At 27.8% G+C, this 15,615-nt stretch carries 16 protein-coding genes and 1 pseudogene; 1 reads left to right on the top strand and 16 read right to left on the bottom strand.

Annotation, left to right across the window (positions count from 1 at the left end; translation table 11 throughout):
- Nucleotides 1–1,231 (bottom strand): annotated as a pseudogene (locus ACRC28_RS08575) (hypothetical protein); the annotation flags it as partial.
- Nucleotides 1,232–1,375: 144 nt separating this feature from the next.
- Nucleotides 1,376–1,561, bottom strand: a complete 186-nt coding sequence (locus ACRC28_RS08580; protein WP_438543039.1) for a hypothetical protein — start codon at nt 1,559–1,561, stop codon at nt 1,376–1,378.
- Nucleotides 1,562–1,693: 132 nt separating this feature from the next.
- Here ACRC28_RS08580 and ACRC28_RS08585 point away from each other — a divergent pair, with 132 nt between their 5' ends.
- Entirely contained in the window at nt 1,694–1,915 is a 222-nt protein-coding gene (locus tag ACRC28_RS08585; protein WP_438543040.1) for a helix-turn-helix domain-containing protein, read from the top strand.
- A gap of 68 nt (nt 1,916–1,983) precedes the next feature.
- On the opposite strand, the gene ACRC28_RS08590 is transcribed toward ACRC28_RS08585, so the two are convergent.
- From ACRC28_RS08590 to xseA, 14 genes are all read right to left on the bottom strand, one after another.
- Complete coding sequence (locus ACRC28_RS08590) at nt 1,984–2,163, bottom strand: hypothetical protein (protein ID WP_438543041.1); 180 nt, start codon at nt 2,161–2,163, stop codon at nt 1,984–1,986.
- Nucleotides 2,164–2,547: 384 nt separating this feature from the next.
- Nucleotides 2,548–2,877 (bottom strand): BRO-N domain-containing protein, encoded by a 330-nt coding sequence (locus ACRC28_RS08595; protein ID WP_438543054.1) that lies wholly within the window; start codon nt 2,875–2,877, stop codon nt 2,548–2,550.
- Between the two features lie 152 nt (nt 2,878–3,029).
- A complete protein-coding gene (locus ACRC28_RS08600; RefSeq protein WP_438543042.1) occupies nt 3,030–3,236 on the bottom strand; it encodes a hypothetical protein in 207 nt (68 codons plus the stop codon).
- A 698-nt stretch (nt 3,237–3,934) separates the two neighbouring features.
- The gene (locus ACRC28_RS08605) at nt 3,935–4,939 is read right to left on the bottom strand and encodes a tyrosine-type recombinase/integrase (RefSeq protein WP_438543043.1); all 1,005 of its coding nucleotides are present in this window, start codon (nt 4,937–4,939) and stop codon (nt 3,935–3,937) included.
- A gap of 158 nt (nt 4,940–5,097) precedes the next feature.
- Nucleotides 5,098–5,922, bottom strand: a complete 825-nt coding sequence (spo0A, locus tag ACRC28_RS08610) for a sporulation transcription factor Spo0A (RefSeq protein WP_438543044.1) — start codon at nt 5,920–5,922, stop codon at nt 5,098–5,100.
- Nucleotides 5,923–6,257: 335 nt separating this feature from the next.
- A complete protein-coding gene (spoIVB, locus tag ACRC28_RS08615) occupies nt 6,258–7,445 on the bottom strand; it encodes a SpoIVB peptidase (RefSeq protein WP_438543045.1) in 1,188 nt (395 codons plus the stop codon).
- Between the two features lie 155 nt (nt 7,446–7,600).
- Entirely contained in the window at nt 7,601–9,289 is a 1,689-nt protein-coding gene (recN, locus tag ACRC28_RS08620; protein WP_438543046.1) for a DNA repair protein RecN, read from the bottom strand.
- 15 nt (nt 9,290–9,304) lie between these two features.
- On the bottom strand, nt 9,305–9,754 hold the full coding sequence (locus ACRC28_RS08625; RefSeq protein WP_438543047.1) for an arginine repressor: 450 nt from the start codon (nt 9,752–9,754) through the stop codon (nt 9,305–9,307).
- Between the two features lie 20 nt (nt 9,755–9,774).
- Entirely contained in the window at nt 9,775–10,596 is an 822-nt protein-coding gene (locus ACRC28_RS08630) for an NAD(+)/NADH kinase (protein WP_438543048.1), read from the bottom strand.
- Nucleotides 10,597–10,607: 11 nt separating this feature from the next.
- On the bottom strand, nt 10,608–11,417 hold the full coding sequence (locus ACRC28_RS08635) for a TlyA family RNA methyltransferase (RefSeq protein WP_438543049.1): 810 nt from the start codon (nt 11,415–11,417) through the stop codon (nt 10,608–10,610).
- 11 nt (nt 11,418–11,428) lie between these two features.
- The gene (gene dxs / locus ACRC28_RS08640) at nt 11,429–13,291 is read right to left on the bottom strand and encodes a 1-deoxy-D-xylulose-5-phosphate synthase (protein ID WP_438543050.1); all 1,863 of its coding nucleotides are present in this window, start codon (nt 13,289–13,291) and stop codon (nt 11,429–11,431) included.
- 15 nt (nt 13,292–13,306) lie between these two features.
- Nucleotides 13,307–14,173, bottom strand: coding sequence for a polyprenyl synthetase family protein (locus ACRC28_RS08645; protein WP_438543051.1), 867 nt, complete (start codon nt 14,171–14,173; stop codon nt 13,307–13,309).
- 1 nt (nt 14,174) lies between these two features.
- On the bottom strand, nt 14,175–14,381 hold the full coding sequence (locus tag ACRC28_RS08650; protein WP_438543052.1) for an exodeoxyribonuclease VII small subunit: 207 nt from the start codon (nt 14,379–14,381) through the stop codon (nt 14,175–14,177).
- A complete protein-coding gene (gene xseA, locus ACRC28_RS08655) occupies nt 14,374–15,585 on the bottom strand; it encodes an exodeoxyribonuclease VII large subunit (RefSeq protein WP_438543053.1) in 1,212 nt (403 codons plus the stop codon). The genes ACRC28_RS08650 and xseA overlap by 8 nt, the downstream gene beginning before the upstream one ends.
- Nucleotides 15,586–15,615 lie beyond the last annotated feature (30 nt).

The raw sequence follows: 15,615 nt of genomic DNA on the forward strand, positions 1-15,615 counted from the left end.
TTGCATATGACTTCTTGATATCATTTAAATGCCCTCTGAATAAGCTAGTATTCATTATTTTGGGATTGTGTTTTAACATCTCTAGTAATATATCATTTGATACAGAATCATAATCATTATCACCTTCTAAATGGTTTAATAACACCTTTTCATCATTTATTACCTTATTTACATAATCTATTTCTGCTTCTAATAACTTACTTATATCATTTGGTTTTAAATTTAAAGTGTTAAGTAATTGATAGTGAGTATTTACTAATCCATCTATATTATTTATTTTTTGTTTTTCATTATCTGTTGAACATATACCCCATTTATTTGATATATTCTTTAACCACTTCTCAAATTCACCAAATGCTAGATATTTAATAGAGCTTGGTGTAGTTATAAATTTTATATCTTCTATTTTAGTTGCTATGGTTTTTCCATTTAACTGCTCTATACTAGTTATATTATTATCATTGAAGAACTTTTGTATATTAGTGTTAAAAGCCATTCCTTTGAAAAATCTATTTCTTAATTGAACTCCACCTTTATCTTTGTATCTTTTAGGTAGTAAATCTATATCTATTAATGATTCACCATCAAAAATGCTATTACATATTTTCACCTTACTTGCTTTTGTAGATAAATTTAAACTACTATCTAATGTTGTAGCCATTACAGTATCTTCAAAGCAAGATTCAAAGTCATCTATTAATAATATATTTTTAGGTTCAATATTCATAGTATCTATAATTGATGATGTAGTTAATGAGATATACGCTTCTAATTTAGGTAACTGTTCTCCTAGTGCATCTAAATCTAATCCACATCTGCTCCAGTCCATCATCATATTATATAAATCACTTCTTATAAATAGACATTTCCCTTCTCTTGCTGAACTTGCTGACCTTTTATATCTTACATATCTATGTCCATCTAACTTAAATCCTTCTTTATATAGTGCTTCTCTTATTTGCTTTGTACTCATTCCTTCTTTATCATCAGTCTTAGCTATTCCATATTTAAAACTCACATTGATTAAAGCATTTGTACTGCATCTATTTTCCTTAATATTATGTAATATTTTATTCTCTAGTTTTTCTATTTCTAAACTGTAATTTAAATTGAAATCATATTTTTTTAACTTTATATCTTTTCCATCTATTTGAATTAAATCCTTCCCCTCATAGCTTCTGATGTAAACACCATTTTCTTTCATCACTTCTTTTTTTGTCATTTTTTTCATTTGTATCTTCTCCTTTTGTCAATTTATTTTTAATATTTATTTAATTCTATCATATATTTAATATAATTTTCACTTGACAAAGTAACTTTTTCTATTAATTTACAAAACTTTAAAATGTTACAATGTCAAGTAAATTGAATTTCATTAACTAAACATCATTAAATATTCTTCTGAATCCAAGTATTTTTCATAGTTCATAATGGTATCTTTAAATCCATTTTTGCCCAACCAAATTCCATAATTTATAAAATTATCTCTTGTTGTCATGAAATTCACAAATTGTTCATCAGTAAATTCTCTTTTTTCATTTAAGTTTATTATTTTAGCCATATTCAATTACCACCTTTTTTTGATTTCTTACTATACTTATATAGTAATCCCGTTTAACGGTATTGTCAATACCTTTTAAAGGTATTTTTTTTTATTTAATGGTACTAGAAGTATTTCTATGTTATATTTATAATGAAAGGATTGGTGAAAATGATAGAATTTAAATTACATATTTTAATGGCTGAAAAACGACTTAATCAAAAAGATTTATCCACTATAACTGGTATAGGTAAAAATAGTATTAATAGATATTACAACAATACTTGCGATAAAATAACTAAAGAACATTTAGATATTCTATGCAAATTCTTCGATTGTAATTTGGAGGATCTAATCACCTATAAAAAGGATTAGCTTTAAATCAATTAATATTAGTGTAAATAAAAAGGAGTTAGATAATTTTACCTATCTAACTCCTTCTACTATTCTCCATATATCTGATCAAATATTTCTTTTATATTCTTATATTCATCTGATTCATCATATATTTTTTTACTTTCTACTGTATCTTCTAGCTTATTTCTTTTTAAATATAAAATATAATTTATCTTATTGAAGAGAAATTGTTCATACCTTTTTCTTTCATTATTTATATTACTCATACCTATACCTCCAACAGCTATGACAAGCTTCTATGAACTATCCAAATCACTTTTAGAGATTTATATTGCTCCAACTCAAAACCTCTTAGAATTGATTCTATGGCTTTATAGATAGCTACATATTTATTATTTCCACAACCCTCAACCCACATACATCAAAATTATTCTGGGAGCTGAAAACGCACGCGTTTTAAATACTTATTCTTCTTGTTATATTATTCTTCTTATTGCACCCAATATAGTGTATATATTTTTTATACATTTACCTTTTAAATTTTTAGGTGTTGTGTAGATACTTTTATATACATGGACGTGTTTAGCTCCTATTTACCTATACTTTAAGAAATTTTTCTCCAGCATTGTTCAATTTTCGGATGTCTATATCTAGGACATCCGAATTTCTAAGTTTAAAAGTGCAATTTGTACCTTTAGAAATATCATCATTTTTACAATATTAGCTGTAGGTAATACTTCCTCCATAACCCAAGCTTCAAATTTTTCTGCTTCTGGTAATTTAGATTTTATTATTAATCTATATAAATCACTTTCTGGAATTACTGACATTTGTTGAATACCACCCGTTGAAGGTATTCCCATTTTGGACACCCCTTTGCAATGTGTTGATACTGCCTTAGTTGGATTACTATATCCTAATTTTTCTGCAACATCTTTACCTACAAAATAAGGTTTACCCTCAATTTGTAATGTTCTTATTTCTCCAAATACCTCATTATTACAACAGTAGTTGTGACTACACTTGTAAAACCCAAACTTTTAATTTTTATAATGTATTAGTGATTAATATAAAATCTTGGGTGTCTAGATCTAGGACATCCTAATGTTTAGGTAGGACAATTTTTCCTATCTTATTTTTTCTTTGACTTGTATTTCTTAGTTGCTCTTTTTCTAAATTTATCACATACTTCTGCACTAGTTGTATCATAAATATCTATTTTAAATTCTTTACATATCCTATTTCTATATTTACTACAATTCTTACAATCTTTTTTTCTTGTATTCCTCCTTGTATATATTATTGTTCCAGTATTTATTCCTATTCCACCTTTAGCCATTTTATTTTCCTTCTTTCTTTAATACTTTATCACCTTAATTTTCAATGTATATATTTTTGTAATTAAGTATTGTAATTTAATTATTGTATTGTTAATCTGGTTGAGTGTGTGAGCGAAAAAAGACATAGTTATCCTATCAAAATTGAGAAAATAACTATGTCTAATCTGCTTGTCCCTATGATAAGTTAATCTGTATATCGTTTAGGTCGCTTCATTTGACAACACTTTAGTAGGTTAATATTTCACCTAACCTAATAGCTACTAAGAGGTCTATAATCCCCCAACCTCTCTTATATTTCTATAACTTCACTATTTATCCTTTGTTAATAGAACCAGCTAGTATTTTTTACAATGATTAGCTCGTAATATCTGGGATTATCCTCACTCCGTATCACTCTTCCATATTCACTTAATTAAATGAACTTAGGATAACATCTTTAGATAAGTTTAAATAAGACTTACGTTTATATAGCTACAAGTGTAATAGCTATATTGCCGAGTGCATTTATTAGCTCTAGGCTACACCAAACCAAGTTTTTTTATAGTTGGTTAACTTGCTTAATAACAACTTGTCCTAAAGGTTCTAGTGGCTTATTAGACTGATTGACCTTGATTATAGATTCTAGTGTAATAATTAATATGCTCTTCACATAAAACGACTGATTGACCTTTTGGCTTTATCTTTTGTATTTAGTTTTTTATCTTTTCATATTCTCTAAAGGAGAAAATTTATAGTAATTCTTTCTAATATCTGTTGTTGTTAAATCTAAATAAGCTTGTTCTGTTACTGTTATACTGCTATGTCCTAAAATTTTTGAAAGTATAAATATATCTCCACCATTAAGTAAAAATCTTTTTGAAAAATTATTTCTAATTTGATGGCAAGTTATGTTTTTATCTAACTTTGCTTTTTTACAATATTGTTTTAGATTTTTTTCAAAATTCATTAAATTAAACTTATTTCCTCGGCTTGATATAAATAAATATTCTGTATCATAATATCGTTCTTTATAATCTAACCATTTTCTTAATATTCCTTGCATAATGGTGCTAAAAAATACATATCTATCTTTTCTACCTTTTGCTATATCAGCTAATATAAAAATTGCTTTTTTATCAATTAAAATATCTTCGGTATTTAAACTTAATGTTTCTCCAATCCTCATCCCAGTATCCATTAATAATTGAAGTATTACGTAATCTCTATATTCGGTAAATTTACTTAAATCCAATGATTTTATAAGACGATTAAATTCAAAATCTGAAATTTCTGCTTTTGGTTTTCTACTATGTTTGTATTGTCGTAATTGTATTGTTGGATTTTCTTTTATCACTTCTCCTTCACTCAACCAATTAAAAAATACCTTTATATTTCTTAAATAATTATTCACAGTCCACATTGATACTGGTTTACCAAAATCTCCTCTAGCACTTGGATTATTACTTTTAATACTTTCAACATCTCCAACATAAGAATACTTACCTTTATCCTTAGTAAATTCGATATATTCCTTCACATCCTTAGTCTTAACTTTAAGTGGTGAATAAATATTTTTATCATCTTCCATATATTTAGCAAAGAGTTTCAAAGTACTTTCGTAAGATCTCATTGTTTTTTTTGTTAAATCTTTATTAGTGCAATAAATCATAAAATCATTTATTGCATCTTCAAAACTTAATATTTTTTTTGAAATTTTAGGCATAAAAAAAACACCTCCAATCAGTTTTACTGATTTTTGGTGTCATACGTTATATATTTTATATTTGTTGGTCTATTTATATATTTGTTGCCATCAGAATCGCTTTTTGTAAATTTTTTACTACTCATTCAATCCCTCTATTTTCAACGCCTTATCCTACTTTAGCTCACTTTATTTTTAAGTCTTAATTTATCAGCTATAATTGCAATAAATTCACTATTAGTTGGTTTTCCTTTTGAATTTTGAATAGTATATCCAAATAGTCTATTTATTGCATCAACTTGTCCTCTACCCCATGCAACTTCAATAGCATGTCTTATTGCTCTTTCAACTCTACTAGCAGTTGTATTATACTTTTTAGCAATTGATGGATATAACTCCTTTGTTACTGCTGATAAAAGTTCCATATCATTTACTACCATTGTTATTGCTTCTCTTAAATACATATATCCTTTAATATGTGCTGGAACACCTATCTCATGTATTATGCTTGTTATTTCTGCTTCTAAATCCATAGGAGCTTCATTTAACTTAGATACTGAACCTATTTCATTATTTTTTAATGTAAATGCATTTCTTTGAACTTCTTCTGCTGCATTACTATTAAACATTTCTCTTATTCTCTTTGTGAATATATCCATATCAAATGGTTTAACCACATAATAATCTGCACCTAATGTTATTGCCTTTTGTGTTATTTTATCTTGTCCTACTGCTGAAAGCACTATTACTCTTGGCAATTCATTTTGTCTCATATTTAATGTTGCTAACTTCTCTAAAACACCTAATCCATCTAAATGTGGCATTATAATATCTAAAACTACTAAATCTGGTCTTTTACTTTCTATTAGTTCTAATGCCTCTAACCCATCCTTTGCTATACCTGTTACTACAATATCCTTTTGATTTAAAAGATAATCCTTTAATATACTACAAAATTCTTTGTTATCATCTGCAATTACTACAGAAATTCTTGAATCTTCCATTTTTATCCCCCTTTTATTCATATTGGAACTTATCAATATAATAGTTTTTATCTATAATTTTACTAATTCGACATTACCTATAAATTTCCTTCTTTTTGAAATCTTTAGATTTTTACATACTAAGTTTTTCATTTATATTTTCTAAATAATATTTATAAATTAATTACAAAATAAATTCCACTTTTTGTAAATTATAACTTATTTTTTAAGTTTAGTCTATACTTTTTAATATTATTTTATTTTTTTTTTCATTTTTCACTATTACTCTCCCTTAAACCTTAAATTAAAAAAATATAATGGTAGCTTAGACAATTATTAAGCTACCATTATATTTTTTATTCTATAACTCCTGCATCCTTTAGCATCCAATCTATATATATACCATACCCTGTATCTGGCTTATTGATTAATACATGAGTAACTGCACCAACAATTTTCCCATTTTGAATTATTGGACTCCCACTCATTCCCTGAACAATTCCGCCTGTTTCTTTTAATAATTCTGGATCTGTAACCTTTATAACCATACTTTTAGGTCCTGGAATATCTTGCTCTAATTTTTTGACTATTTCTATTTCGTATTCTTTTGGTTCATTTCCTGCAAGGGTAGTAAGTATTGTTGCTTTGCCTTCTTTAACTTCGTCTCTAAATCCTACCTTCATAGGCTTTGAAATTTTTTCTTTATCTTTCATTTGACCTTCACCAAAAATTCCACAAGCAGTATTTTTTTCTACTAACCCTACTGGATTATCTTCATCCATAAAAATCCCTTTAAGTTCCCCAGGATTTCCTCTTTCTCCTTTTCTTAAGCTTATAATTGAAGCTTCTAATAATTCACCTTTCTTGCATTTAAAAATTTCATTTGTATCACTATCAGTTATTGGATGTCCTAATGCTCCAAATTTATTTGTCTTTTTGTCATAAAACGTCATTGTCCCTATTCCTGATGCTGATTCTCTTATCCATAGACCGATTTTATATTTTTCTCCTTCTTTAATTCCCTTAACATTTTTTTCTATAAGTTCGCCATTTCTTTCTAATAATACTTTTATTTCTCCTGATTTTGAATTTTCTATACACTTGCTTACATCTTTTGATTTTTGTATTTTTTGATCATTAATTTCTAATATAGAATCACCTATATTTATACCAAATTTTTTTGCTGGACTTTCTATTTTTTCATCCCCTTTAATAATTTCTGAAAATCCAACTACTAAAACACCTTTTGATGAAAGTTTTATTCCTATACTATCTCCACCTGGGTAAACTTCTAAATCTTTTACTTTGTGTACTTCTACTGTCTTTAATGGAAAAATCCCCATAAACTTTATGTTTATATTTTTTCCATCATAATTTACTGTATTTAAAGGATTATTTTGCTTGAATACAGATATACTATCTATATCTTCGTTACTAGTATAAATTTCACGTGGGATATTTTTCAGAGTAAACATGCTTAAAATCATCATTAAGGCTATACCAATAAAAATAACACCTATACTTTTAACTATTCTATTCTTCATACCTTAATCCTCCTTTACTTTTCACTCTTAGTTTGTCCCTAACGTCATTTATTATTCTAATAACTTTTTTCATAGTTTGGCGATTTTTACATAAAAAAATAAAACTATGAAATTTTCACAGTTTTATTTTCTCCATAATAACATTCTTTATGTATCTATAATGATTTTATTTTTTCTTTTTTTAAATTTGCATTTTTAAGCATCTCTTTTACATTGTCTATAGTTTTTTCACTTAAACCGTCTCCACCTAGCATACTTGCAACCTGCTTAATTTTTTCTTTTTCATCCAATGTCTTTATTTTAGTATATGTTTTTCCATTCACGACACCTTTTGAAACAAAATAATGCTTATCAGATAAGATTGCTATTTGTGGTAAGTGTGTAATACATAAGACTTGGTGATTTTTAGATACTTGGTACATTTTTTCTCCAACTCTTTGTCCAACAATACCACTTATTCCAGTATCTATTTCATCAAAAATTAAAGTAGGTATATCGTCTTTATCAGCAAATACACATTTTAGTGCTAACATAATTCTTGAAAGTTCTCCTCCTGACAATACCTTTTCCAAAGATTTTACCGGTTCTCCTGGATTTGTAGATATGGCAAAAGTTATATCATCGAATCCTCTTTCATTATATCGCTCTAACTGCTCTACTCTAATTTCCATAGTAGATTTTTCAAGACCTACATAAGACAATTCTTTTAATATCTTTTCTTCTAATTCTACTTTTCTTTCTACCCTTTTTTTATGTAGTCTATCACCAACTACTTTCATTTTACTTAAAATTTCTTTTTCTTTTTCTTCTAATTCCTTTATTATCTCTTCTGCATTTAAGAGTTCTTCGTATTTATTTTTTAAATCCTCATACTTTTCTAATGCACCTTCTACAGTTCCACCATACTTCTTTTTATAGCTATTTATTATATATAATCGCTCATTTATTTTTGCAAGTTCTTCTTCATCATATTGAATATTGTCTGCACAATCTCTAAGCTCTCTATTAATCTCTTCTAGATTATAATATGCCTCTTCTATTATAACTCTTTTCTCTTTTATCCATGATACATATTCTTCAATTGATACAAGCTCACCTATAACCTTAGATAGCCCTTCTAATACTGCCATCTCATTATTACTTAATACATTACATCCTACATTTAGTGCTGTATTTATTTTTTCTGCATTCGATAGGGAATTAAATGTCTCTTTTAATTCCTCTTCTTCTCCAATTCTTAGCTTTCCTTTTTCAATATCTTCTAATTGAAATTTTATATAATCTATTAATTTTTCTCCATTAATATTACCTTGTAAATCTAATATTTTTGTTTTAACCTTATATAGTTCTTCTCTAAGTTCAGAAAATATTTGTAAGTCCCCTTTTATCTCTTCCCCTATAAAGTTATCTAAATAAACTCCATGTGCCTCTTTTTGTAGTAAATGCTGATTTTGATGTTGCCCATGAATATCTAATATTTTTTCTCTTATTTTTTTCAAATGATTTACTATTATTGTTTTTCCATTTACTTTGATTATACTTTTTCCTGTAAGTAAACTTTCACGCCTTATTATTAAGACATCATCTATTTCTATTTCCAATTCTCTTAATATAGTTTTTATATTTTCATTATCTATTTCAAATACTGCCTCTACAGAAGTTTTATTTTCTCCTGTTCTTATTAAGTCCTTAGAAAACTTCCCACCTAAGACATAATCTATTGCATCAATTAAAATTGATTTACCAGCGCCTGTTTCTCCAGACAGTATATTAAATCCTTCTCCTAAATCAAAGGATATGTGTTCTATAAGTGCAAAATTTTGTATAGTTAATTGTATAAGCATATATAAACTCTCCTATTAATTTATCCTTTCTTTTATACTATTAACTATAAGCTCGGCCCCTTCAATAGTTCTAACTAGTATAAATATAGTATTATCACCTGCTACTGTTCCTGCAATATTTTCAAACTCTAAGCTATCTATTGCCTCTGCTGCTGCTGATGCTCCACCAGTAAATGTTTTTACAACAACCATTTTATCTATGTTTTCAACACTTATAACAGCATTTGTTAATATATTAGCAAGTTTATCTGACAACTTATTATTGTCTGATTTAGGTTCTGCATATTTATAATTACCATTTATAGATTGCATTTTTATTAATCTTAAATTTTTAATGTCTCTTGATACAGTTGCTTGAGTAACATCAAATCCTGCTAGTCTTAAAGCTTCCGCTAATTCTTCTTGAGTTTCAATATCTTTTTCACTTATAATATCTAATATCTTCTCGTGTCTTCTTGACTTCAAATTTATCACCATCTCATTTCTTAATAATTTAATATTTTCTTTCTTAACACCTTAAAATAATCATAATCATCAAATTGAATAAATTTTGCAAATTTTTCAGCTCGTTCTATTTTTATTATTGACTTATTTTCCATTTTATAAACCTTTTGACCATCTGTTGTTAAGTAAACTTCTTCATGTGAGCAAATGTCTACTTCTATCATCATATCTCCATTTAAAACCATTGTTTGCATACTCTTTGTATGTGGACAAATAGGTGTTAATATTATTACGTTTAAATCAGGGTATATAAATGGCCCTCCAGCAGAAAAGGAATATGCTGTCGAACCTGTTGGTGTACTTACAATTAACCCATCACCTTTAAATGATGCATAAAATTTTCCGTCTACATAAATATTGAATTTTGCCATTCTAGATAATGTTCCTTTTGCTAATACAATATCATTTAAAGCTCTTATCTGCTCATTTTCTAACCCTGTTACAAAGCCTTGTAGCATCATTCTATTCTCTATTAAATATTCATTCCTTTTTAACTTTTCAATATTAACATCTAAATTTTCTAATTCAGTGGAACTTAAAAATCCTAAATTCCCTATATTTATTCCAATAATAGGAACACTACAATAATACGATACCTCTCTAGCTATTCCTAAAAGAGTTCCATCTCCACCTAATACAACAAGTATATCTAAATTTAATCTTTCAATGTTTTTTATTTCATAACTATCTAATATTATAATTTTACTTTCTTCAAATGCCGTTATGAACTTTTCTTCTACCTCTTTTAGTATTTTTCCATTTTCATCTTTATTTCGGTTAATTGCAATGCCTATTATTTTCATTTTAATCTCCTTTAAATTTCGCTATGAGATAACTTAACTACTTCTAAAATATCCTCATCTTTAAAGTTACTTTCCTTTTCCTTATCTTTCGTGAAATATACTAAATACTCTATATTTCCTTCTGGTCCTTTTATTGGTGAATAACTTAATCCTAATATATTAAGCTCCTTTTCTTTTAAGAAATTTATAATACCTTCAACTACTTCTATATGAGTAGACTCTTCTCTTACAACTCCTTTTTTCCCAACTTTCCCTCTGCCTGCCTCAAACTGTGGTTTAATAAGTGCTACTACTTCACCATCTTCTTTTAATAAATCTATTGTTGCTGGCATTATAGTTTTTAATGATATAAATGATACATCAATAGATGCAAAATCTAACTTTTCTCCAATATCGTCAGTAGTTACATACCTTATATTAGTTCTTTCCATACATACTACTCTTTCATCCGTTCTAAGTTTCCATGCAAATTGTCCGTAACCTACATCTACAGCAAATACTTTTTTCGCTCCATTTTGAAGCATACAATCTGTAAATCCACCTGTTGATGCTCCTATATCCATACATACTTTTTCATTTAATGTTAGTGGAAAATTTTTAAGTGCTTTTTCAAGCTTTAATCCACCTCTACTAACATACTTTAACTTTTGCCCCTTGAATTCTATGTTAGCATCTACTGCTACCTTCATTCCTGCTTTATCTATTCTTTGGCCATCTACAAATATTAATCCTGCCATTATACTAGTCTTAGCTTTTTCTCTTGATTCAATTATACCTCTATTAACTAATATAATATCCAATCTTTCTTTTTTTTCTGCCATCTTTTTCTCCTCTATTTCAGAAGTTCTAAAACTTTAGTTTTTATTCCTTCTGCATCTAATCCTTCTTCTTTGTACAATATGTTTACATTTCCTTGCTCTATAAATTTATCATTATATCCTATAGCTTCAAACTTCCCATTGAATCCATACTCATTTAATTTTAAGTTTATATTTGAACCTAATCCTCCAGCAACTATATTATCTTCGATAGATATTATTACAGTTTGTGTTTTCGAAAGTTTTTTCAATAGCATACTATCTAACGGTTTTATAAATGTTGCATTGATTAAGTTAACTCTAATTCCCATCTCATCTAATAATTTCTTTGCTAATATTCCATGAGATACCATTTTACCTGTCGCTATAATTGAAATTTCGCTTTCTAAATCACCTAAAACTTCCCACTTACCTAATATTACATCTTCAATCGGTTTCATATTTTCAATAATATCTCCACCTCTTGGATATCTTATAGCTACTGGACCACCTTTTTCTATAGCCCAATTTAATAATGGCTTTACTTCTTCTAAGCATTTTGGCGCAATTATAGTCATATTTGGTATCATCGATAAGTATGAAATATCAAAAATCCCTTGATGTGTTTCTCCATCTTCGCCAACAATTCCTGCTCTATCTATGGCGAAAACTACTGGTAAATTCTGAATACAAACATCGTGTAATACTTGATCAAATCCTCTTTGTAAAAATGTCGAATATACTGCAAATACAGGTTTTAATCCTGAACATGCCATTCCTGCCGCCATAGTAGTTGCATGTTGTTCTGCTATTCCTACATCAAAAAATCTATTTTCAAACTTCTTTCTAAACCTATTTAAACCTGTTCCATCTGGCATTGCGGCTGTTATGGCTACAACACTTTCGTCTTTTTCAGCAATTTCTACAAGTGCTTTTCCAAATGTCTCAGAATAATTTTCTTTTCCTTTTGCCCCAACTACTTCTCCACTCTTTTTGTCAAAGGGAGAAATCCCATGGTATTTACATGGACTCTTCTCTGCAAGTCCATATCCTTTTCCTTTAGTTGTAATTGTATGTATAATTACAGGGCCTGTCATCATTTTTGCATTATCTACAACCTCTCTTAACTTCACTATATCGTGTCCGTCAATGGGGCCTAGATATTTTATTCCCATATCTTCAAATAACATTGAAGGTACTACTAATTGTTTTATACTATCTTTTACTCTTGTTATTTTTAATGCTAAATTTTCTCCAATTTCTGTACCACTTAATTTTGTCTTAACTTCTTTTTTTATCATATTGTATTTCGGCTTCATACGCATTTTATTTAAATATGATGAAAGTCCACCAACATTTGTTGAAATAGACATTTGATTATCATTTAAAATAATTATCATATTTGTTTTATTAAATCCTACATCATTTAAAGCCTCTAGTGCCATTCCGCCCGTCAATGCCCCATCACCAATAACAGCAATTATATGGCTATCATCTTTTTTCAAATCTCTTGCTCTAGCCATTCCAAGTGCAGCTGATAATGATGTACTACTATGACCTGTATCAAAGAAATCATAATTACTTTCATTTCTTTTTGGAAATCCACTCATTCCATTATGTTTTCTTAATACATCAAACTTTTCTTTTCTACCTGTAAGAATTTTATGCACATAACTTTGGTGTCCTACATCCCAAACAATCTTATCTTTATTGAAGTCAAACTCACTAAAAAGACTTACTGTAAGTTCTACAATCCCTAAGTTAGATGCTAAATGTCCTCCTGTTTTTGACACAGATGTAATTAAGAATTCTCTTATTTCATTGCTTAATAAGTATAACTCTTTATTATTTAATTTATTTATATCTTTCGGAGACTTTATTCTCTCTAAAATTTCCATAACTTTATTCAACCTCTAATTTTCTCTTTTTAAAAGATTTATAGTTAATTCTTTTAAAAGTTCTGTATTTTTTAAACTACTTAATATTTCAATGCATTGTTCCGTTAACTCTTTACACATTTCAATGCACTCATCTAATCCATATTCAGTAATATAATTAGTTTTATTTTTTTCTTCATCTGCATGAATTTTTTTACCTAAAACTTCTTCATTTCCTATAACATCTAATACATCATCTTTTATTTGGAACGCTAACCCTAATGTTTCACCAAATTTTCCCCATTTTTTAATATCTTCTGCTGATGCTTCTCCAACTATTGCTCCTGCTAAAATTGCAGCTTTTATAAGTGCACCTGTTTTATTCGCATGCATATACTTAAGTTCCTCAAGAGATATTTTCTTGCCCTCACTTATTATATCTACAATTTGCCCTGCAATCATACCATTTGCTCCTGACGCTTTAGCTATTTCATATCCTGCTTTTAAGAATTCATCTCCTTTTTCAATTCCTTCTCTCATCATTATAATCATAGCTTCATTTAAAAGTGCATCTCCTGCAAGGACTGCTATATTTTCTCCAAACACTTTATGATTTGTTTTCATTCCTCTTCTTAAATCATCATCATCCATACATGGTAAATCATCATGTATTAATGAATATGTATGAATCATCTCAATTGCACAAGCCAAATCTAAAACCTTTGAATAATCTTTTCCATATGATGAAGCTATTAATAACGTCAAGATTGGTCTTACTCTTTTTCCACCAATATTTAAACTATAGGCTTCTGCTTCATAAATTAATTTGTTAAAACCGTCTTTATCCTTAAAGTAATTATTTAAATATTCATCTATGACTACCTTATAATCATTTATTCTCATCTTATTCAAACTCCACTTCTTTATTATCTTTTACAACCGTAATTTTTCCCTCGTATTGATTTAAGGTTTTATATATCTTATTTATTAATTTAACCCCAGTTTCATACTGCTTCATAGAATCTTCTAAGCTGCATGTATTGCTTTCTAAATTTTCTAATATACCATTTAACTCTTCAATCATTTCTTCATAACTAACTTTTTTAGCCATTACCTTCACCTCCACTAATATATAACTCACCCTTTATTTTTCCATCACTTAAATATATCTCTATTTCATTGTTTTCAGTCAAGTCATTTTTGCTTTTAATTATTCCATCTTTATTTTTAATTATAGAATATCCTTTATTTAATATATTTAATGGATTATGTGCATTTAAAAGATTACTATATTCTAAAACATTTCTTTTTTCTTTTTCTAAAACACTTATAATAGAATTTTTTAGTTTGTTTTCTAACTCTTCAATATCTTTAAATGAATTTATTATTTTTATTTCTGGTGAATTTAATTTTAGTATTTTAAATTTATTATCTAAATCACTTTTCTCTTTTTTTATTATACCCTCTACTTTTTTATTTAGTAAAGAACTTATAGCTTTTAATTCATTATGAATTAAAACTTCTGATGTTACTGCAATTTCTGCTGCTTGTGATGGTGTGGCTGCTCTAACATCTGCTACAAAATCTGATATTGTATAGTCTACTTCATGTCCTACAGCTGATATTATTGGTAATTTAGATTTAAATATTTCATAGGCTAGCTCTTCTTCATTGAAATTCCATAATTCCTCTAAAGATCCTCCACCTCTTCCTATTATTATAACATCTACATTTTCTTTTTTATTGAAATATTTAATCCCATCAATTATAGTTTTATAGCCATCTTTTCCTTGTACCTTAGCAGGATATAAAATTAAATCTACTTTTGTATTTCTTCGTTTAGTAACATTTATTATGTCTCTTATAGCTGCTCCGGTTTCTGCTGTTACTACACCTATTCTTTGAGAATTGGCTTTTAAAGTTTTTTTGTTTTCTTCATCAAATAATCCTTCATTTAGCAATTTATTTTTAAGCTTTTCAAACTTTACGTGTAAATCTCCAATTCCAACTTCCTCAATTTCATAACAATATAATTGTAAACTTCCCGTTTGTGGATACACTGAAACTCTACCTCTAATTACTACAGCCATACCTTCTTTTAATTTAAAGGATACCCTTAATGCATCCGATTTAAACATTACACAATTTATTTTTGAATAATCATCTTTCAGTGAAAAGTATACATGCCCGCTAGTATGGTATTTTAAATTAGAAATCTCTCCTTTTACAGAGAGATTATTTAATATAAAATCATTTTCAGTGATTTTCTTTATATAATTATTAACCTCAGATACATCTAAAACTTTAATTTTCATATCTTTCTAAAGCCTCACAACTATTTTTAA

The organism is Clostridium sp., assembly GCF_051650885.1.
GTDB lineage: Bacteria > Bacillota > Clostridia > Clostridiales > Clostridiaceae > Clostridium.

What these genes read in the sequence shown, in the direction of transcription:
- ACRC28_RS08635 (WP_438543049.1), bottom strand. Translation starts at nt 11,417, where the DNA reads ATGGCAGAAAAAAAAGAAAGATTGGATATTATATTAGTTAATAGAGGT.
- ACRC28_RS08585 (WP_438543040.1), top strand. Translation starts at nt 1,694, where the DNA reads ATGAAAGGATTGGTGAAAATGATAGAATTTAAATTACATATTTTAATG.
- ACRC28_RS08645 (WP_438543051.1), bottom strand. Translation starts at nt 14,173, where the DNA reads ATGAGAATAAATGATTATAAGGTAGTCATAGATGAATATTTAAATAAT.
- ACRC28_RS08580 (WP_438543039.1), bottom strand. Translation starts at nt 1,561, where the DNA reads ATGGCTAAAATAATAAACTTAAATGAAAAAAGAGAATTTACTGATGAA.
- ACRC28_RS08605 (WP_438543043.1), bottom strand. Translation starts at nt 4,939, where the DNA reads ATGCCTAAAATTTCAAAAAAAATATTAAGTTTTGAAGATGCAATAAAT.
- spo0A (WP_438543044.1), bottom strand. Translation starts at nt 5,922, where the DNA reads ATGGAAGATTCAAGAATTTCTGTAGTAATTGCAGATGATAACAAAGAA.
- ACRC28_RS08630 (WP_438543048.1), bottom strand. Translation starts at nt 10,596, where the DNA reads ATGAAAATAATAGGCATTGCAATTAACCGAAATAAAGATGAAAATGGA.
- ACRC28_RS08650 (WP_438543052.1), bottom strand. Translation starts at nt 14,381, where the DNA reads ATGGCTAAAAAAGTTAGTTATGAAGAAATGATTGAAGAGTTAAATGGT.
- dxs (WP_438543050.1), bottom strand. Translation starts at nt 13,291, where the DNA reads ATGGAAATTTTAGAGAGAATAAAGTCTCCGAAAGATATAAATAAATTA.
- ACRC28_RS08590 (WP_438543041.1), bottom strand. Translation starts at nt 2,163, where the DNA reads ATGAGTAATATAAATAATGAAAGAAAAAGGTATGAACAATTTCTCTTC.
- recN (WP_438543046.1), bottom strand. Translation starts at nt 9,289, where the DNA reads ATGCTTATACAATTAACTATACAAAATTTTGCACTTATAGAACACATA.
- ACRC28_RS08600 (WP_438543042.1), bottom strand. Translation starts at nt 3,236, where the DNA reads ATGGCTAAAGGTGGAATAGGAATAAATACTGGAACAATAATATATACA.
- spoIVB (WP_438543045.1), bottom strand. Translation starts at nt 7,445, where the DNA reads ATGAAGAATAGAATAGTTAAAAGTATAGGTGTTATTTTTATTGGTATA.
- xseA (WP_438543053.1), bottom strand. Translation starts at nt 15,585, where the DNA reads ATGAAAATTAAAGTTTTAGATGTATCTGAGGTTAATAATTATATAAAG.